The sequence below is a fragment of the Cupriavidus sp. UBA2010 genome (assembly GCF_002335265.1).
GTDB lineage: Bacteria > Pseudomonadota > Gammaproteobacteria > Burkholderiales > Burkholderiaceae > Cupriavidus > Cupriavidus metallidurans.
In genome coordinates this window covers 95,223-114,360 of the sequence record NZ_DDCI01000022.1, presented here as the reverse complement: position 1 = coordinate 114,360, position 19,138 = coordinate 95,223, and the positions used below count along the sequence as shown (strand labels likewise).

Sequence of the window (19,138 nt, the reverse complement as noted above, 5' to 3'; positions counted from 1 at the left end):
CCGACGCCCCCCCATGGCCCTGCGCGCAGTGGCGGTTGCGGCATTGGCCGTTGTCGCCCTGGCCGGTTGCGGTGCAGGCGAGGATGAACACCTCCAGCAATGGATGGCGCAGACGCGCGCGGCAAAGGTGCCGCCGCCTGAGCCGTTGCCCGAGGTCAAGCCCTATGAGCCGCGCCAGTATGCGGGCACCAAATCTCCCGAGCCCTTCGCGCAGACGAAGATCGGCGAGTTGAACAAGGCGATGTCGGAGTCGCCGGAGGCCGGACGGCGGCACGAGCCCCTTGAAGACTATCCGCTGGAGAACTTCAAGATGCTCGGGATGCTGAAGAAAAACGGCGAGACCTACGGTGTCGTACGCGTAGATAACAAGATCCATCACGTAAAGGTGGGTCAGTATCTCGGCCAGAACTATGGCCGGGTGGTCCGCATCACCGATCAGGAGATCGTGCTGCGCGAATTGGTCCGGGAAGGGGTCTCAGAGTGGAAAGAGAAAATGACCAGCCTGAAGCTGGAGGCATCGGCATGATCACGGCACGATGGGTCAAGGCGCTCGCGGGCGCGGCAACGATGGTGCTGGTGCTCGCCTCTCCGGCGGCGCTGGCGCAGAACAACCAGGTCAAGCAGATGGAAGCCAACGTGCTTGGCGAGCAGACCGTATTCACGATCGATCTGCAGGGACCATTGGCGCAGAAACCGGCGGACTTCACCACGCAGAATCCGGCGAAGATCGCGATCGACTTCTTCGACACGGGCTTCGCGGCGGGGCGCGCCCAGTACGAGTACGGCGGCAAGGTGCTCAAGAGCGCCAACGTGATGCAGATCGGGGACCGCACACGTGTGGTGCTGAACCTGAGCCGGTCGACGACATACCGCACCGAGGTGCGTGGTAACCAGTTCGTGGTGATGCTGGACAACGTCCAGCAGGCCGCAACTGGCGCGGTGCCGACGTTCGCGCCGGCGACGACGATGCCGACATCGGCGATGGCAGCGAATCGTCCGTCGATTCGGAACATCGATTTCCGTCGCGGGGGCGATGGCGCCGGGCGTGTGGTGGTGGATCTCTCGTCGCGTGATTCGGGCATCAACATCGCGCAGCAGGGCCAGAACCTCGTGGTCGACTTCATGGGCACGTCAGTGCCGGCCGATCTGCGCCGCCGCTTCGATGTGACGGATTTCGGCACGCCGATCCAGAGTATGCGAGCGAGCGATGCCAATGGCAGCGCGAAACTGACGATCGAGCCGCGTGGCAACTGGGAGTACAGCTCGTACCAGACGGACAACCAGTTCGTGGTGGAGGTGCGGCAGGTCAAGGATGACCCGAACAAGCTGATCGCGGGCCAAGGTTTCCGCGGCGAGCGGCTGTCCCTGAACTTCCAGAACATCGACATCCGCTCGCTGCTGCAGGTGTTCGCGGACTTCACGAACCTGAACATCATCACGAGCGACACGGTCCAGGGCAACCTGACGTTGCGCCTGAAGGATGTGCCGTGGGACCAGGCGCTGCAGATCGTGATGGATTCGAAGGGCCTGGCCTCGCGCCGCAACGGCAATGTGCTGTGGGTGGCGCCCAAGGCGGAACTGGCGACCAAGGAGAAGCTCGAACTCGAGGCGATGCAGCAGATCAACGAACTCGAACCGATCCGCAGCCAGGTGTTCCAGCTCAACTACCAGCGTGCCGATGACGTTCGCAAGATGTTGCTGGGCATGGTTACAGGCACTGCCGGGGCGGCAGGTGCGATGCCGATGCCGGTTGGTGGCGCGGCAGGCATGATGGGCGCGACGCGGATGCTGTCCAAGCGCGGTTCGCTGACAGCGGATCCCCGCACGAACCAGCTGTTTGTGTCCGATGTCTCGAGCAAGCTGGAGGAAGTGCAGATCTTCCTGCAGAAGATCGATATCCCGGTGCGGCAGGTGATCATCGAGGCACGCATCGTCGAGGCTAGCGATACCTTTAGCCGGAACCTCGGTGTGAAGCTCGGCTTTGCGTTGCCGAAGTCTGGCAGCTCGCTGAGCACCAACTACGGCAACTCGCTGCCGAATGCCACGAACGACGGTACCCCGGCACTGAGCCTGCCTGCCGCAGCCATCAACAGCGTGAACCCGGCTACGGCGGCATTCAGTATCTTCAACGCTGCTGCAGGCCGATTCCTGGATCTGGAACTGTCCGCACTGGAAGCCGACGGCAAGGGCAAGATCATCTCGAGCCCGCGCGTCGTGACGGCCAACAACATCAAGGCACTGATCGAGCAGGGTACCGAACTGCCGTACCAGTCGGCCACCTCCAGCGGCGCGACCTCGGTGCAGTTCCGCAAGGCCAACCTGAAGCTTGAAGTCACGCCGCAGATCACGCCGGAAGGCAATGTGCTGCTGGACGTCGATGTGAACAAGGACAGCGTCGGTATCCGGACGGACAACGGCTTCGCCATCGACACCAAGCACGTGCAGACGCAGGTGCTGGTGGAGAATGGCGGCACGGTCGTAATCGGCGGTATCTATAGCCAGGAAGAGTCCAATACCGTGAACAAGGTACCTTGGCTGGGCGACCTCCCGGTGCTTGGCAACTTCTTCAAGAACAACGCCAAGGTCAATAACCGGACCGAACTGCTGGTGTTCCTGACGCCGCGTGTCCTGAACGATAACGTGTCGCTCAAATAACGCCGGCCGGGTGCAGCAGGGGGCCCGGATGCAGTAGACTGGCAGGCCGCGTCGCAAAGCGACGCGGCCTTTTTCTATTTGGCGGCAACGTTGGCGGCTCTGAGGGTCGGCCAGGACCAGCGCGGCGGGATGATGCACAATGGCGTATGCATCACGCCCCTTGCGGGTTCCCGGCCTGACGCGGGTGCCCGCCGCCTTATTGTGCAAGACCTCAGTCCAGTGACAGCCAATCGCCCGAATATCTTCTTTGTTGGCCTGATGGGCGCCGGCAAGACCACCGTCGGCCGCACCGTGGCCCGTCGTCTCAACTATCCGTTCTTCGATTCCGATCATGAACTTGAGGCGCGCTGCGGGGTGCGAATCCCGATAATTTTCGAGCATGAGGGCGAAGCGGGGTTCCGTGATCGCGAGGCCCAGGTGATTGCCGAGCTGACCGGGCGCAGTGGCATCGTGCTGGCCACGGGCGGCGGCGCGGTGCTCCGCGAGGTCAACCGCGCAGCGCTGAAGGCCAATGGCACCGTGGTCTATCTGCGCGCCAGCCCGCACGATCTGTGGCTGCGCACGCGGCATGACCGCAACCGACCGCTCCTGCAGACGGAGGATCCGAAGGGCCGCCTCGAGGCACTCTATGCCGAGCGCGATCCGCTCTATCGCGAGGTGGCGGACTTCATTATCGAAACCGGCAAGCCGACCGTGGCGCAGCTTGCTAATATGGTTCTTATGCAACTTGAAATGGCCGGTTTTGTGTTTCCGCCCGCGGAAATCGTGCCCGAATCCGCCGAGGATGACGGGCCGCCGGCGCAGGACACCCACTCATGATCACGCTTGAAGTCGATCTCGGGACGCGTAGTTACCCGATCCACATTGGCAGCGGCCTGCTGGACCGCGCCGACCTGCTGGCCCCGCATGTGCGCGGCCAGCATGCCGTCATTGTCACCAACGAGACCGTGGGCCCGCTGTACGCGGCGCGCGTCGAAGCCGTGCTTGCCGGCCTTGGCAAGACCGTGCGCACCGTGGTGCTGCCGGACGGCGAGCGCTTCAAGCACTGGGAAACGCTGAACCTGATTTTCGATGCGCTGCTCCAGGCAGGGGCCGACCGCAAGACCACGCTGATCGCGCTGGGCGGCGGGGTGGTGGGAGACATGACCGGGTTTGCCGCCGCCTGCCACATGCGCGGCGTGCCGTTCGTGCAGATGCCGACCACGCTGCTGGCGCAAGTCGACTCGTCGGTGGGCGGCAAGACCGGCATCAATCATCCGCTCGGCAAGAACATGATCGGCGCGTTCCACCAGCCCAACGCGGTGATCGCCGACATCGACACGCTGCGCACGTTGCCCCCGCGCGAACTGGCGGCAGGCATGGCCGAGGTCATCAAGCATGGGGCAATCGCCGACGCCGACTACTTCGCCTGGATCGAGGACCATATCGCCGGGCTGAACGCCTGCGACACCGGCCTGATGACCGAAGCGGTGCGCCGCTCCTGCGAGATCAAGGCTGCCGTGGTGGCCCAGGACGAACGTGAAGGCGGCTTGCGCGCGATTCTCAATTTCGGCCATACGTTTGGTCACGCGATCGAAGCCGGCATGGGCTATGGCGAATGGCTGCATGGCGAGGCGGTGGGCTGTGGCATGGTGATGGCCGCGGACCTCTCGCACCGGCTCGGCTTCATCGACGTCGAGACGCGCGCCCGCATTCGCACGCTGACGCAGGCGGCGATGTTGCCGGTGGTGGCGCCGGATCTGGGTATTGATCGCTATATCGAGTTGATGAAGGTGGACAAGAAGGCCGAAGCGGGCAGCATCAAGTTCATCCTGCTGCGCAAGCTGGGTTCCGCCTTCATTACCACCGTGCCGGACGCGGACCTGCGCGAGACGCTGCGTCACGCGGTATTGAAACCTCCCACCGAGGCCCCGGTCGCCTGAGCGAACGGTTATGCCTCGCAGCCCTGACCCTGTAACGGATAACGGATTGCCGCATGACCGCCCTGTCGACCGATCTTGAAGCCCACCTTGCTCCGTACGCCGCCCACTCCGCGCAGACGCGCGGACGGGTACACGCGGAGCCGGCCTCGTCCTCCCGCAGCGAGTTCCAGCGCGACCGCGACCGTGTGATCCACAGTACCGCGTTCCGGCGGCTCGAGTACAAGACCCAGGTCTTCGTGAATCATGAGGGCGATCTGTTCCGGACGCGGCTGACCCATAGCCTGGAAGTCGCGCAGATCGCGCGGTCGATCGCGCGCAACCTGCGCCTCAACGAGGATCTGGTCGAGGCGATCTCGCTGGCCCACGATCTCGGCCACACACCGTTCGGCCATGCCGGGCAGGACGCGCTGAATGGCTGCATGAAGAACCACGGCGGATTCGAGCACAACCTGCAAAGCCTGCTGGTGGTGGACGAACTGGAAGAGCGCTACGGCGGCTTCAATGGCCTGAACCTGACCTTCGAGACGCGCGAAGGGATTCTCAAGCACTGCTCGCGTGTCAACGCGGCGGGGCTCGGCGAGCTGGGACGCCGCTTCCTGCAGGGCACGCAGCCGTCGCTCGAGGCCCAACTGGCCAACCTGGCCGATGAGATCGCCTACAACAATCACGATATCGACGATGGCCTGCGATCGGGGTTGCTGACCCTGGAGCAGCTCGACGAGGTGCCCATGTGGGGTCGCCACCGTGCCGAAGTGGCCGAGGCGTTCCCGGAGATCAATGGGCGCCGGGCAATCAACGAGACCGTTCGGCGCATGATCAATACGCTGATCGTCGACCTGATCGAGACCACCAGTCGCAACATTGCCACCGCCAATCCAAAGTCGATCGATGCGGTGCGCGCCGCTGGCCCGCTGGTGTCCTTTAGTCCCAAGGTGCATGAGGAAGCCGCAGCCCTCAAGCGCTTCCTGTTCCGCCACCTGTATCGCCACTATCTGGTGATGCGGATGTCGGCCAAGGCCCAGCGGATCATCTCGGACCTGTTCACGGCCTTTATGCAGGATTCCCGCCTGTTGCCGCCGCAATATCAGGCAGGCCACGGGGCGGACCAGTCGCGCCTGATCGCGCATTACATCGCGGGCATGACTGACCGGTACGCCATCCGCGAGCACCGGCGGATTTTCGCCGTCAGCGAGAGCAACTAGGCAGGCAGCGGGTGGGCAATTAGCGCCCACCAATAAACGGGGACAGATCCGCGTATCATTGCGCCATCGTTTCAGCAGGATGTTCGATGGCTCGTCTTCCCCGCTTCTCTCCCGCCGGCCTGCCGGCCCTCGTGTTGCAACGCGGCAACAATCGTCAGCCTGTGTTTCTGGGTCCGGACGACTATCTGCATTACCTCGACTGCCTGCGCATGGCCGCGCGCGAGCATGACGTCGCAGTCCACGCCTACGTTCTGCGTCCGAACCATATTCACCTGGTTGCCACGCCCAAGGGCGCTGACTCGCTGAGCCTGACGATGCAGGCTGTCGGACGTCGCTACGCGCGCCATTTCAACCGTGCGGCCAGCCGTACCGGCACCCTTTGGGAAGGGCGCTTCCGCTCGGCCGTGATCGAGCCAGGCGCCTGGCTGCTGCCGGCCATGATCTACGTGGAGTCCAACGCCACGCGCGCGGGCGATGCAGCGACATTGGAGGCGGATCGCTGGAGTAGCTATCGCCATCACATCGGTATTGAGGCGAGCCCGCTTGTGAGTGATCACTCTATTTACTGGGAGCTTGGCAATACGCCATTCGAGCGGCAGTCCAATTACCGCGCGCTGGCGCTGGAAGGGTTGTCCGGCAAGACGCTGGCGACGTTGCAGAAACATGCGCACAGCGGCTGGCCGTTAGGCGACGATGCCTTCCTGGCGCAGCTCGAACGCCATGCCACGCGACGCATTCATCCGCTGCCGAAAGGACGTCCCCGAAAATCCACCGAATCCGAGAGCGAGCGCACAGGCGATACAGAGGATTTTGACAGTGCACCAACATGATGCATTTGTGCGCCATAAATAATGTGTCCCCAATTAAATTGTGCGCCGAGATGGTGAGAAATTTAATGTGTTCTGACCCCATTTAATTTTTTTGCAAGGGCTCGGACGATTCTTTTATAGTTGCTCCACCCACAGTCATTGTGCGGCGCGTCACGCTCGTGTACGCCGCTGCGGTCCCGCTGTCTGACATCGTTGCTCGAAGAAGCACGTACACAGCCATCCCGTTCGGTCTGCCTTGCTGGCTGCGCAGCCTTCACCGGAATTCAGCCCGTGGACCACTCGCAACAATCCTCCGAAATCGCCGCCCGCCCGCAGGCTCAGGGCCTGTATGACCCGTCCAACGAGCACGATGCCTGCGGCGTCGGCATGGTGGCTCACATCAAGGGCAAGAAATCCCACGAAATCATCTCGCAGGGTCTGAAGATCCTCGAGAACCTGGACCACCGGGGTGCCGTGGGCGCCGACGCGCTGATGGGCGATGGCGCCGGTATCCTGATCCAGATCCCGGATCAGTTCTACCGCGAGGAAATGGCCAAGCAGGGCGTGACCCTGCCGCCCGCCGGCGAATACGGCGTGGGCATGATCTTCCTGCCTAAGGAACACGCTTCGCGCTTGGCCTGCGAGCAGGAACTCGAACGCACCGTGCGCCTGGAAGGCCAGGTCGTGCTGGGTTGGCGTGATGTGCCGGTGGACGCGAACATGCCGATGTCCCCGACCGTGCGCAAGACCGAGCCGGTGATCCGCCAGATCTTCATCGGTCGTGGCCGCGACATCATGACCACGGACGCGCTGGAACGTAAGCTCTACGTCATCCGCAAGACCGCCAGCCACGCCATCCAGGCCCTCAAGCTCAAGCACGGCAAGGAATACTTCGTGCCGTCGATGTCGGCCCGTACCGTCGTGTACAAGGGTCTGCTGCTGGCCAACCAGGTGGGCGAGTACTACCTGGATCTGCTGGACGCCCGCGCCGTGTCGGCCCTGGCCCTGGTCCACCAGCGCTTCTCGACCAATACGTTCCCGGCCTGGGAACTGGCCCACCCGTACCGCATGGTCGCCCACAACGGCGAAATCAACACGGTGAAGGGCAACGTGAACTGGGTGAACGCGCGTACCGGCGCGATCTCGTCGCCGGTGCTCGGCGACGACCTGCCCAAGCTCTGGCCGCTGATCTACCCGGGTCAATCGGATACGGCATCGTTCGACAACTGCCTCGAACTGCTGACAATGGCCGGTTACCCGCTCGTCCACGCGATGATGATGATGATCCCGGAAGCTTGGGAACAGCACACGCTGATGGACGACAACCGTCGTGCCTTCTACGAGTACCACGCCGCGATGATGGAGCCGTGGGACGGCCCGGCGGCGATCTGCTTCACCGACGGTCGGCAGATCGGCGCGACGCTGGACCGTAACGGTCTGCGTCCGGCCCGCTTCTACGTGACCGAAGACGATTTCGTCGTGCTGGCGTCGGAAGCCGGCGTGCTGCCGTTCCCCGAGTCGCGCATCGTCCAGAAGTGGCGTCTGCAGCCGGGCAAGATGTTCCTGATCGACATGGAGCAGGGTCGCATCATCGACGACAAGGAACTCAAGGACAACCTGGCCAACGCCAAGCCGTACAAGAGCTGGATCGACGCCGTGCGCATCAAGCTCGACGAGCTCGAGGCCAAGGCCGAGGATGTAGCTGCCGAGAAGAAGCCGGTGGCGCGTCTGCTCGACCGCCAGCAGGCGTTCGGCTACACGCAGGAAGACGTCAAGTTCCTGATGGCCCCGATGGCCCTGGCCGGTGAGGAAGCCACGGGCTCGATGGGCAACGACTCGCCGCTGGCCGTGCTGTCGTCGAAGAACAAGACCCTCTACAACTACTTCAAGCAGCTGTTCGCCCAGGTGACCAACCCGCCGATCGACCCGATCCGCGAGAACATGGTGATGTCGCTGGTGTCGTTCATCGGTCCGAAGCCGAACCTGCTGGAGCTGAACAACATCAACCCGCCGATGCGCCTCGAAGTGTCCCAGCCCGTGCTGGACTTCAAGGACATCGCCAAGATTCGCAACATCGAGCACTACACCGGTGGCAAGTTCCGTTCGTACGAACTGAACATCTGCTACCCGGTGGCGTGGGGCAAGGAAGGCATCGAGGCCCGCCTGGCGTCGCTGTGCGCGGAAGCCGTGGACGCGGTGCGTTCGGGCTACAACATCCTGATCGTGACGGACCGTCGCGTGGACGATGGGCAGGTGGCCATTCCCGCGCTGCTGGCCACGTCGGCCATCCACCATCACCTGGTCGAGAAGGGCCTGCGCACGTCGGCCGGCCTGGTCGTGGAAACGGGTTCGGCCCGCGAAGTGCACCACTTCGCGCTGCTGGCCGGCTATGGCGCCGAAGCCGTGCACCCGTACCTGGCGATGGAAACGCTGGCCGACATGGCCTCGGGCCTGTCGGGTGACCTGTCGCCGGAAAAGGCTGTCAAGAACTTCGTCAAGGCGATCGGCAAGGGCCTGCACAAGGTGATGTCGAAGATGGGCATCTCCACGTACATGTCGTACACGGGCGCCCAGATCTTCGAAGCCATCGGCCTGTCGCGCGAACTGGTGCAGAAGTACTTCCACGGTACGCCGTCGAACGTCGAAGGCATCGGCATCTTCGAGGTGGCTGAGGAAGCGCTGCGCCTGCATCGCGACGCGTTTGGCAGCAACCCCGTGCTGGAAAACATGCTCGAAGCCGGCGGCGAATACGCATTCCGTATCCGCGGTGAAGAACACATGTGGACTCCGGACTCGATCGCCAAGCTGCAGCACTCGGTGCGCGCCGACGATGGCAAGGGCCAGTACCAGACGTACAAGGAATACGCGAACATCATCAACGACCAGAGCCGCCGTCACATGACGCTGCGTGGCCTGTTCGAGTTCAAGGTCGATCCGGCCCGCGCCATTCCGCTGGAAGAAGTGGAATCGGCCAAGGACATCGTCAAGCGTTTCGCCAGCGGCGCCATGTCGCTGGGTTCGATCTCGACTGAAGCCCACACGACGCTGGCCGTGGCGATGAACCGCATCGGCGGCAAGTCGAACACCGGCGAAGGCGGCGAGGACGAGAAGCGCTATCGCAACGAACTGCGCGGCATCCCCATCAAGCAGGGCGACACGCTCAAGGGCCTGCTGGGCGATGGCGTGATCGAGCGCGACCTGGAACTGAAGGCGGGCGATTCGCTGCGCTCGAAGATCAAGCAGGTGGCCTCGGGCCGTTTCGGCGTGACCGCCGAATACCTGGCATCGGCCGACCAGATCCAGATCAAGATGGCCCAGGGCGCCAAGCCCGGCGAAGGCGGTCAGTTGCCCGGCCACAAGGTCTCGGACTACATCGGCAAGCTGCGTTACTCGGTGCCGGGCGTGGGTCTGATCTCGCCGCCGCCGCACCACGACATCTACTCGATCGAGGATCTGGCACAGCTGATCCACGACCTGAAGAATGTGAACCCGGTGTCGGACATCTCGGTCAAGCTCGTGTCCGAAGTGGGCGTGGGTACCGTGGCTGCTGGCGTGGCCAAGGCCAAGGCCGATCACGTGGTGATCGCCGGCCATGACGGCGGCACCGGCGCATCGCCGCTGTCGTCGATCAAGCACGCTGGCACGCCGTGGGAACTGGGTCTGGCCGAGACGCAGCAAACGCTGATGCTGAACGGCCTGCGCAACCGTATCCGCGTGCAAGCCGACGGTCAGATGAAGACCGGCCGCGACGTCGTGATCGGCGCGCTGCTGGGCGCTGACGAGTTCGGTTTTGCTACCGCGCCGCTGGTTGCCGAAGGCTGCATCATGATGCGCAAGTGCCATCTGAACACCTGCCCGGTGGGCGTGGCCACGCAAGATCCGGCGCTGCGCAAGAAATTCCAGGGCAAGCCCGAGCACGTTGTGAACTTCTTCTTCTTCGTTGCGGAAGAGGCACGCGAGATCATGGCGCAACTGGGTATCCGCACGTTCGACGAACTGATCGGCCGCGCCGACCTGCTCGACATGCGCGCCGGTATCGAACACTGGAAGGCGCGTGGCCTGGACTTCGGCCGCATCTTCTACCAGCCGCCGTTCCCGGCCGACGTGCCGCGCTACCACACCGACGTGCAGGATCACGGCCTGTCGGCGGAAGCCGGCAAGGCGCTCGACCACGTGCTGATCGCCAAGGCGCGTCCGGCCATCGACAAGGGCGAACGCGTGTCGTTCATCCAGCCGGTGAAGAACGTGAACCGTACGGTTGGCGCGATGCTGTCCGGCGTGATCGCCAAGCAGCACGGCCACGAAGGCCTGGCCGACGACACGATCCACATCCAGTTCCAGGGTACCGCCGGCCAGTCGTTTGCCGCGTTCCTGGCACATGGCATCACGATGGATCTGGTGGGTGACGCCAACGACTACGTGGGCAAGGGCCTGTCGGGCGGCCGCGTGATCGTGCGCGCTCCGCACGAGTTCCGTGGCGATCCGACCCGCAACATCATCGTCGGCAACACGGTGCTGTACGGCGCCATCGCTGGCGAAGCCTTCTTCAATGGCGTGGGCGGCGAGCGCTTCGCGGTGCGTAACTCGGGTGCCACGGCTGTCGTGGAAGGCACGGGCGACCACGGTTGCGAGTACATGACCGGCGGTACCGTCGTGGTGCTGGGTGGCACGGGCCGTAACTTCGCGGCCGGCATGTCCGGTGGCGTGGCCTACGTCTACGACGAGGATGGCCTGTTCGACAAGCGCTGCAACACGTCGATGGTGGCGCTCGAGGCGGTGCTGGCTTCGGCCGACCAGGAGAAGGGCCAGCCCAAGGCGCAGTGGCACAAGTTCGGTGGCGAGCGCACGGCCGATGAAGTCATCCTGCGCAACCTGATCGAGCAGCACTTCCGCTACACCGGTTCGGAGCGCGCCAAGGCGCTGCTGGCGGACTGGACCACCGCACGCCGCAAGTTCGTCAAGGTCTTCCCGACCGAGTACAAGCGCGCGCTGGGCGAGATGTACGCGAAGGAACAGGCCGCGCGCGACAACGATCGCGAGGCAGTGGCCGCCTGATCGGTAGCCCCACGAGATGGCGCCGCGGCCAGGTTCGCGGCGCCGACAAGATACTGACCCCACGCGAGGCCGGCCCGGCCGCCTCGCGCCAAGCAAGACCAAGGATGCAACATGGGTAAGGCGACTGGCTTTCTCGAATTTGCGCGCCAGAACGAAGGCTACGAACCCGTAGTCAAGCGCGTGAAGCACTACAAGGAATTCGTGTTCGCGCTGTCGGACAGCGAGGCGAAGATTCAGGGTGCGCGCTGCATGGACTGCGGTATCCCGTTCTGCAACAACGGCTGCCCGGTCAACAACATCATTCCGGACTTCAACGACCTCGTGTATCGCCAGGACTGGAAGTCGGCGATCGAAGTCCTGCACCAGACCAACAACTTCCCCGAGTTCACGGGCCGCATCTGCCCGGCACCGTGCGAAGCTGCCTGCACGCTCGGCATCAACGAGCTGCCGGTTGGCATCAAGTCGATCGAGCACGCGATCATCGACAAGGCCTGGGAAGAGGGCTGGGTCCAGCCGCAGGTGCCTGCGCACAAGACCGGCAAGACCGTCGCTGTCGTGGGTTCGGGCCCTGCCGGCATGGCGGTCGCCCAGCAACTGGCGCGCGCCGGCCACGCTGTGACCGTGTTCGAGAAGAATGACCGCATCGGCGGCCTGCTCCGCTACGGCATTCCCGACTTCAAGATGGAGAAGAGCCTGATCGACCGCCGCATCGAGCAGATGCAGGCCGAAGGCGTGACCTTCCGCGCTGGCGTGATGGTGACCGACGGCGCGCTGCCGGCTGGCATCAAGAACTACGCTCGCGAGACGATCTCGGCCCAGGCGCTGATGGAGCAGTTCGACGCCGTGGTACTGGCCGGTGGCGCCGAAGTGCCGCGCGACCTGCCCGTGCCGGGCCGCGATCTGGCCGGCGTGCACTACGCGCTGGAATTCCTGATTCCGCAGAACAAGGAAGTGGCGGGCGATGGCGTCAACGAGATTCGTGCCGAAGGCAAGCACGTTATCGTGATCGGTGGTGGCGATACGGGTTCGGACTGCGTGGGCACGTCGAACCGCCACGGCGCCACCTCGGTGACGCAATTCGAACTGCTGCCGCAGCCGCCGGAAGAAGAGAACAAGCCGCTGGTGTGGCCGTACTGGCCGATCAAGATGCGCACGTCGTCGTCGCACGACGAAGGCTGCTCGCGTGACTGGTCGGTGGCCACCAAGGAACTGGTCGGCGAGAACGGCAAGGTCAAGGCACTGAAGGCCTGCCGCGTCGAATGGAAGGACGGCAGGATGCAGGAAGTGCCGGGCAGCGAGTTCGTGCTGCAGGCCGACCTGGTGCTGCTGGCCATGGGCTTCACGAACCCGGTTGGCTCGATGCTCGAAGCGTTCGGTGTCGACACGGATGCGCGCAAGAACGCCAAGGCATCGACCGAAGGCGATCGCGCTTACTACACCAACGTGCCGAAGGTGTTCGCCGCTGGTGACGTGCGCCGTGGTCAGTCGCTCGTGGTGTGGGCCATCCGCGAAGGCCGCCAGGCTGCCCGTTCGGTGGACGCGTTCCTGATGGGCCATTCGACCCTGCCGCGCTGATCCGTAGCGTCGGGTTCAAAAGCAAAAGCAAAACCCCCCGCAAGTGCGAACTTGCGGGGGGTTTTGTTTGTGGCTGGGTCGAGAGTAGTGGGGTGGTCGTTCTAAAGCCGACACCCCATCAACACGGCGTCATCCCCGTAGTCAGCCAGCTTCTCCGCATACCCACCAGCGGCGATCGCCGCGTACCCAAGCCTGCGCCACCACACAGCCGCCGATTGCACGGCGATCAGGCGCGACGACCGCAAGCCATCCGCCAGCGCGGCATCGCGGGCCGCCGCGTAAAGCCGTTGCGCCAGGCCCATTCCCCGGCCGACCGGCGCCACCGCCATGTCATGCACGAACCAGGTGAGCGCGGCCCCCGGCATCCAGTCACGCGCCAGCACGCCATCGAGGGGCGGCAACGCGTCTTTGGGCCAGGGGTGTGTGAACAGGTACGCCGCCAGCGCGCCATCTGGCAGGGCGGCTGCCCAGCAGGTGTCGGGGGATAGCGCCAGCCGGCTGGCGAGGGCATTGGAGGATTCGAGCAACATGTCGCCGTAGCACTGCGCCTGGACGGCGAGCACGGCGGGCATGTCGGCGACCGCTAATGGCCGCAGGACGATTTCAGACATCCAGCGATTATAAATGGGCTCACATTGGGGTCCTCCCGGACAGCGTTTACGTGGTCTGTGCTGGCCGGGAGCATGTCTCTACAATGGCCCGAAACGATAACGAAGAAACTGCCTCGAATCCCTTTCAGCCGATTTGGAGCCGTCGCCTTGTGTGGCGGACCGGAGGAAATTGATGTCCGAAGTGCGCAAATCGAAGCGACTTTGGCGAGGTATAGCGAAGTTGCCAAAACTTGCTGCCATCCTGGCAGTTCTGCGGTGCGGGCCGCGGAGCGCCATATCGTGGGGCCTGGTTGCCTGTGCCGCGAGCACGGCGACGGCGCTCGCGCAACCGCCCGCCATCGCGCAGCTGGCAAGCATTCCCAGCGCCGGTCGTTCGGAGATGAGTCGTCCGGTGTCATTTCCGGCACGTCCCATCAGGATGATCGTTCCGTTTCCTGCGGGCGGTGTGTCCGACGCCGTCGCGCGGCTGCTGGCCGAGCGGCTGTCGGCGCGGCTCGGCGTGCCGATCGAGGTCGACAATCGTCCCGGAGCCTCGGGCACCATGGCTGGCGACGTGGTGGCGAAGGCAAGCTCCGATGGTCACACGTTGCTGTTCCATCAGGCCAACATGCTGATCCAGCCTGGTCTGGAGCCTGTGCCATACGATGTCATTCGAGACTTCGTGCCGGTGGGCCGTGTGGCGACAATGCCGCTGTTCCTGGTCATCGACGGTCGCCTGCCCATGCAGACGCCCCAGCAGTGGGCCACCGCGGTACGCTCGAATCCGGGCTCCTACAGCTATGGCTACGGCCAGCCCGGCAGTCCATCTCACCTGTATGCCGAGTACGCCGTGCGGGGGCTCCCGAATGCGGTCCCGCTGGTGACGGCCAAGGGCGAGAGTGCAGTCGTGCAGGAAATGCTGGCCGGTCGCATCAGCGCCTGCTTTTGCTCGTACGTATCGATCCAGCAACACATCCGCTCGGGTGCGCTGCGCATGATCGCCGTGACCGGTGTGGCGCGTTCGCCTCTTGCGCCGCAGGTGCCAACGCTGCAGGAGTCTGGCATCGAAGGCTATGCCGCCGCCGCGTGGTATGGCGTGATGGTGCCGGCGAAGACGCCGCGGGCGATTGTGGCCAGGCTGGCGAACGAACTCGACAACGTCACCGAAGAGCGCGAAGTGCGTGCCCGGATGCTTGCCGCGGGCCTCACGCCGATGCAGGACTCACCTGAGGCATTCGCTACGGCCATCCGCTCCGAATCGACCCAGTGGCAGGCCATTCTGCGCCAGACAGGGCAACACGGCGATCCCTGAAATGTCTTCTGCCCAGCGAAGATACTTCTCTTAACGATTGTTATCGTTTCCGGAACAGTGCGGTCACCATTTGGAACCGGCGCTGGGTAGGTACTAGCCCTTATAATGGCGGACTGTCCAAAAACGGTGACAATGTGACCGCTACTGTGCCGAACCCTTCTGGCCAAGTATTTGCTGGCCCGAATGTTGTCGAACTCGCGGATGTCGATTTTGCATACGCGGCTGGCGACAAGCCCATCCTTTCCGGCCTTTCCATGCGCTTTCCGCGCGGGAAGGTGGTGGCCGTCATGGGTGGCTCCGGCTGTGGCAAGACCACGGTCATGCGCCTCATCGGCGGCATGGTGCGCCCGCAGCGCGGCAGCGTCACTTTCAACGGTGCCGACATCGACGCCATGGACCAGAAGGGCCTGTATGCGGTCCGGCGACAGATGGGAATGTTGTTCCAGTTTGGCGCGCTGTTCACTGACTTGTCGGTATTCGACAACGTTGCATTTCCGCTGCGCGAACACACCGATCTGCCGGAGTCGATGATCCGGGATCTGGTGCTGATGAAGCTCAACGCAGTGGGGCTGCGCGGCGCACGCGACCTCATGCCCGCGCAGATTTCGGGCGGCATGGCGCGACGCGTGGCGCTAGCCCGCGCCATAGCGCTGGACCCCGCGCTACTGATGTACGACGAGCCGTTCGCCGGCCTCGACCCGATCTCGCTCGGCCTGACCGCAAGCCTGATCCGGAATCTCAACGACGCGCTCGGCGCGACCACGATCATCGTCTCGCATGACGTGAACGAGACATTCCTGATCGCCGATTACGTCTATTTCATCGCCAACGGCCGTATCGCGGCGGAAGGCACGCCCGAGGCGATGCGCGGCTCGGATGATCCATTCGTGCGCCAGTTCGTTCACGCCGAGGTGGACGGTCCGGTGCCGTTCCACTATGCCGGTCCGGCACTGGCCGAAGATTTCGGCGTAGGAGGCGCGAAGTGAACGGCTTCTTTACCTCGATTGGCTCGACGGTACGCCAGTTCGTCGGCGGCCTGGGTCATGCCTCGCGCATGTTCCTGACGATGCTGGCGCTTTCGCCCGCGCTGTTGCGCCGCTTCCGGCTGGTGACCGACCAGGTGTTCTTCGTCGGCAACCTTTCGCTCGTGATCATCGCAGTGTCGGGCTTGTTCGTCGGGTTTGTGCTGGGTCTGCAGGGCTACTACACACTGAACCGCTTCGGTTCGGAGCAGGCGCTGGGCCTTCTGGTAGCCCTGTCGCTGGTGCGCGAGCTGGGCCCGGTGGTGGCGGCGCTGCTGTTCGCTGGCCGCGCTGGCACGTCGCTGACGGCCGAAATCGGCCTGATGAAGGCCGGCGAGCAACTCAGCGCCATGGAGATGATGGCCGTGAACCCGCTGCAGCGCGTGATCGCCCCGCGTTTCTGGGCCGGCGTGATCGCCATGCCAGTGCTGGCCACGATCTTCAGCGCCCTGGGTGTCCTGGGTGGCTATCTGGTCGGCGTGCAACTGATTGGTGTGGACGCCGGCGCATTCTGGTCGCAGATGCAGAACGGCGTCGATGTGCGCGCGGACGTGCTCAACGGCGTGATCAAGAGCTTTATTTTCGGTATCACCGTGACGTTCATCGCGCTGTATCAAGGTTTCGAAGCCAAGCCGACCCCGGAGGGCGTATCGCGCGCCACCACGCGTACCGTAGTACTGGCCTCGCTGGCCGTGCTGGGACTGGATTTCCTGCTGACCGCGCTGATGTTCAGCTAGGCCAGCCGCACCGATCGCATGAGAAAGAGAATCGCATGAAGAAGACTACGCTCGACTACTGGGTAGGGGTGTTCGTGGTACTGGGCTTTGCCGCGCTGCTGTTCCTGGCGCTCAAGGCCGGCAACATGAGCAGCTTCTCGTTCCAGGAGACCTACACGGTTACCGCGCAGTTCGACAACATCGGCGGACTGAAGCCGCGCGCGCCGATCAAGAGCGCGGGGGTGGTGGTTGGCCGCGTCGCATCCATCCGCCTCGACGACAAGAACTACATGGCCACGGTGGAGCTGAACCTCGACAAGCGCTACCAGTTTCCGAAGGACACGTCGGCCAAGATCCTGACGTCGGGCCTGCTCGGCGAGCAGTACATCGGCCTCGAGGCCGGTGGCGACACGGCGATGCTGGCGCAGGGTGGCAAGATCACGATGACCCAGTCGGCGGTGGTGCTTGAAAACCTGATTGGCCAGTTCCTCTACAACAAGGCGGCCGATGCCGGCGCCGGTGGTGGATCGACGTCGTCAGGCTCGGGCGCCGCGGCGCTGCCTGCAGCGCCCGGTACTGGCGGGAGTGGCAAATGATGGTCTTGCAGCGCCTGGCCGTTGCATCGCTGGCGGCGCTTGCCCTGGCGGGTTGCGCAACGGGCCCGAACGCGAATCCCGCGGACCCACTGGAGCCGTTCAACCGCGGCGTCAGCACGTTCAACGACAAGCTCGACACCTATGCGCTGAAACCGGTGGCCACCGTCTATTCGGACTACACGCCGACGCCGGTGCAGATTGCGGTCGGCAATTTCTTCTCGAACGTCAGTGACGTCTACTCCGCGGCGAACAATCTGCTGCAGGGCAAGCCGTCGCGCGCGGCAGAGGACACGATGCGCGTGGCGATCAACAGTGTGCTCGGCATCGGGGGCCTGATCGATATCGCCACGCCGGCCGGCCTGCCGAAGTACAAGGAAGACTTCGGCCAGACCATGGGCGTGTGGGGTGTGCCTGCGGGGCCGTACCTGGTGCTGCCGCTTTTCGGGCCGAGCAGCGTGCGGGATACCGCAGGCATGATCGTGGACCGCTTCTCGGACCCGACCACCTATATCTCGCCCTGGTATGCCGGCCTGGGCCTGCAGACCGTCCGCGTGATCGACACGCGCGCGCAATTGCTTGGCGCGTCGAGCCTGATCGAGGCAGCGGCGCTGGACCGTTATTCGTTCCTGCGCGATTCATACCTGCAGCGGCGCAACTACCTGATTCACGACGGTGAGGTGCCGGACAAGGATGGGGGCGCGCCGGACGAAAAGCAGGACGACAACAGCGCGCCCGCGCAGCCATCCGCACCGGCGCCTGCCACGCCCACAACCCCAGCAAGTCCGAAGGCGGGTTGATTGCCCCGCCAGGCCAGTGCTGACAACGACCTGTGTCGCCTGTGAGCACGCTGTGAGCCCTGCAACAAAGTGTTTGAATGTGGTGTTTGGAACATTTTGCGCCCCGCGCTTGCCCAACGCCTGTGTTTCAATGGTTCCGGTACCCGGCAGCGTCCAGGCCGGACCAGAATCGAAAGGATATTCACGATGATCAAGCGACTGCTGCTTCCCTTCCTCACCGTTTTCGCCTTCGCCGGTGCCGCGCACGCCCAGCAGGCGGCGGACACGTCTACCCCTGACGGCCTGGTCAAGTCCGTGGTCAACGACGTGATGACCAGCGTGCGCGCGGATAAGGACATGCAGGCCGGCAACATTGGCAAGATCTCGGCGCTGGTGGAGCAGAAGATCCTGCCGAACGCCAATTTCACCAAGACCACGCAGATCGCGATGGGCCGTAACTGGTCGAAGGCGTCGCCCGAGCAGCAGAAGGTCATCACCGACGAGTTCAAGACGCTGCTGATCCGCACGTACGCGGGCGCCATCGCGCAGATTCGCGACCAGCAGGTCCAGTTCCGTCCGTACCGCGGCGCGCCTGAGGACACCGATGCCACGATCCGCACCCAGGTGATCAACAAGGGCGAGCCGATCCAGCTCGACTACCGTCTCGAGAAGACCGCGCAAGGCTGGAAGGTCTACGACATCAACGTGCTGGGCGCCTGGCTGACCGAGGCCTACAAGGGCAGCTTCAACACGATCGCCAACCAGCAGGGCGTCGACGGCATCATCAAGACGCTGCAGGACCGCAACCGCCAGTTGGCCAGCGCCAAGGGCTGATCCGGATTTCGTTGCGGCGCACCACGTCGCAACGATCTGGTCTACAATGACCGTTCGCTCCCGCCTGCAACCGC

The 19,138-nt window shown here is 63.9% G+C and carries 15 protein-coding genes; 14 read left to right on the top strand and 1 reads right to left on the bottom strand.

What is annotated here, in order from left to right:
- Positions 1-13: 13 nt before the first annotated feature.
- From B2246_RS17395 to B2246_RS17360, 8 genes are all read left to right on the top strand, one after another.
- Complete coding sequence (locus B2246_RS17395) at positions 14-526, top strand: pilus assembly protein PilP (protein ID WP_008643012.1); 513 nt, start codon at positions 14-16, stop codon at positions 524-526.
- Positions 523-2,655 (top strand): type IV pilus secretin PilQ, encoded by a 2,133-nt coding sequence (gene pilQ / locus B2246_RS17390; protein WP_008643013.1) that lies wholly within the window; start codon positions 523-525, stop codon positions 2,653-2,655. The genes B2246_RS17395 and pilQ overlap by 4 nt, the downstream gene beginning before the upstream one ends.
- A 219-nt stretch (positions 2,656-2,874) precedes the next feature.
- On the top strand, positions 2,875-3,474 hold the full coding sequence (locus tag B2246_RS17385; protein ID WP_008643014.1) for a shikimate kinase: 600 nt from the start codon (positions 2,875-2,877) through the stop codon (positions 3,472-3,474).
- Positions 3,471-4,577 (top strand): 3-dehydroquinate synthase, encoded by a 1,107-nt coding sequence (gene aroB / locus B2246_RS17380; protein ID WP_035881101.1) that lies wholly within the window; start codon positions 3,471-3,473, stop codon positions 4,575-4,577. The genes B2246_RS17385 and aroB overlap by 4 nt, the downstream gene beginning before the upstream one ends.
- A gap of 53 nt (positions 4,578-4,630) precedes the next feature.
- Positions 4,631-5,779: a deoxyguanosinetriphosphate triphosphohydrolase gene (locus B2246_RS17375; RefSeq protein WP_035881102.1), complete on the top strand. Its 1,149-nt coding sequence runs from the start codon at positions 4,631-4,633 to the stop codon at positions 5,777-5,779.
- 86 nt (positions 5,780-5,865) lie between these two features.
- Positions 5,866-6,609 carry a transposase gene (locus B2246_RS17370; RefSeq protein WP_008643018.1) on the top strand — a complete coding sequence of 248 codons (744 nt, stop codon included), beginning with the start codon at positions 5,866-5,868 and terminating at the stop codon, positions 6,607-6,609.
- Positions 6,610-6,975: 366 nt separating this feature from the next.
- Positions 6,976-11,643, top strand: a complete 4,668-nt coding sequence (locus B2246_RS17365; RefSeq protein WP_224446166.1) for a glutamate synthase-related protein — start codon at positions 6,976-6,978, stop codon at positions 11,641-11,643.
- Positions 11,644-11,754: 111 nt separating this feature from the next.
- Complete coding sequence (locus tag B2246_RS17360; RefSeq protein WP_286882629.1) at positions 11,755-13,218, top strand: glutamate synthase subunit beta; 1,464 nt, start codon at positions 11,755-11,757, stop codon at positions 13,216-13,218.
- A 101-nt stretch (positions 13,219-13,319) separates the two neighbouring features.
- Here B2246_RS17360 and B2246_RS17355 read toward each other — a convergent pair whose 3' ends face one another.
- Positions 13,320-13,829 carry a GNAT family N-acetyltransferase gene (locus B2246_RS17355; RefSeq protein ID WP_035881104.1) on the bottom strand — a complete coding sequence of 170 codons (510 nt, stop codon included), beginning with the start codon at positions 13,827-13,829 and terminating at the stop codon, positions 13,320-13,322.
- A gap of 172 nt (positions 13,830-14,001) precedes the next feature.
- Between B2246_RS17355 and B2246_RS17350 the strand changes: the two genes are divergently transcribed.
- From B2246_RS17350 to B2246_RS17325, 6 genes are all read left to right on the top strand, one after another.
- Entirely contained in the window at positions 14,002-15,120 is a 1,119-nt protein-coding gene (locus tag B2246_RS17350) for a tripartite tricarboxylate transporter substrate binding protein (RefSeq protein WP_035881105.1), read from the top strand.
- A 134-nt stretch (positions 15,121-15,254) separates the two neighbouring features.
- Positions 15,255-16,106 (top strand): ABC transporter ATP-binding protein, encoded by an 852-nt coding sequence (locus B2246_RS17345; RefSeq protein ID WP_035881106.1) that lies wholly within the window; start codon positions 15,255-15,257, stop codon positions 16,104-16,106.
- Complete coding sequence (mlaE, locus tag B2246_RS17340) at positions 16,103-16,879, top strand: lipid asymmetry maintenance ABC transporter permease subunit MlaE (RefSeq protein WP_008643032.1); 777 nt, start codon at positions 16,103-16,105, stop codon at positions 16,877-16,879. Before B2246_RS17345 ends, mlaE begins: the two co-directional genes overlap by 4 nt.
- A gap of 35 nt (positions 16,880-16,914) precedes the next feature.
- Positions 16,915-17,454 (top strand): outer membrane lipid asymmetry maintenance protein MlaD, encoded by a 540-nt coding sequence (mlaD, locus tag B2246_RS17335; RefSeq protein ID WP_008643034.1) that lies wholly within the window; start codon positions 16,915-16,917, stop codon positions 17,452-17,454.
- Entirely contained in the window at positions 17,451-18,251 is an 801-nt protein-coding gene (locus B2246_RS17330) for an MlaA family lipoprotein (protein WP_008643036.1), read from the top strand. Before mlaD ends, B2246_RS17330 begins: the two co-directional genes overlap by 4 nt.
- A gap of 186 nt (positions 18,252-18,437) precedes the next feature.
- Positions 18,438-19,064, top strand: coding sequence for an MlaC/ttg2D family ABC transporter substrate-binding protein (locus tag B2246_RS17325; protein ID WP_008643038.1), 627 nt, complete (start codon positions 18,438-18,440; stop codon positions 19,062-19,064).
- Positions 19,065-19,138: the final 74 nt, after the last annotated feature.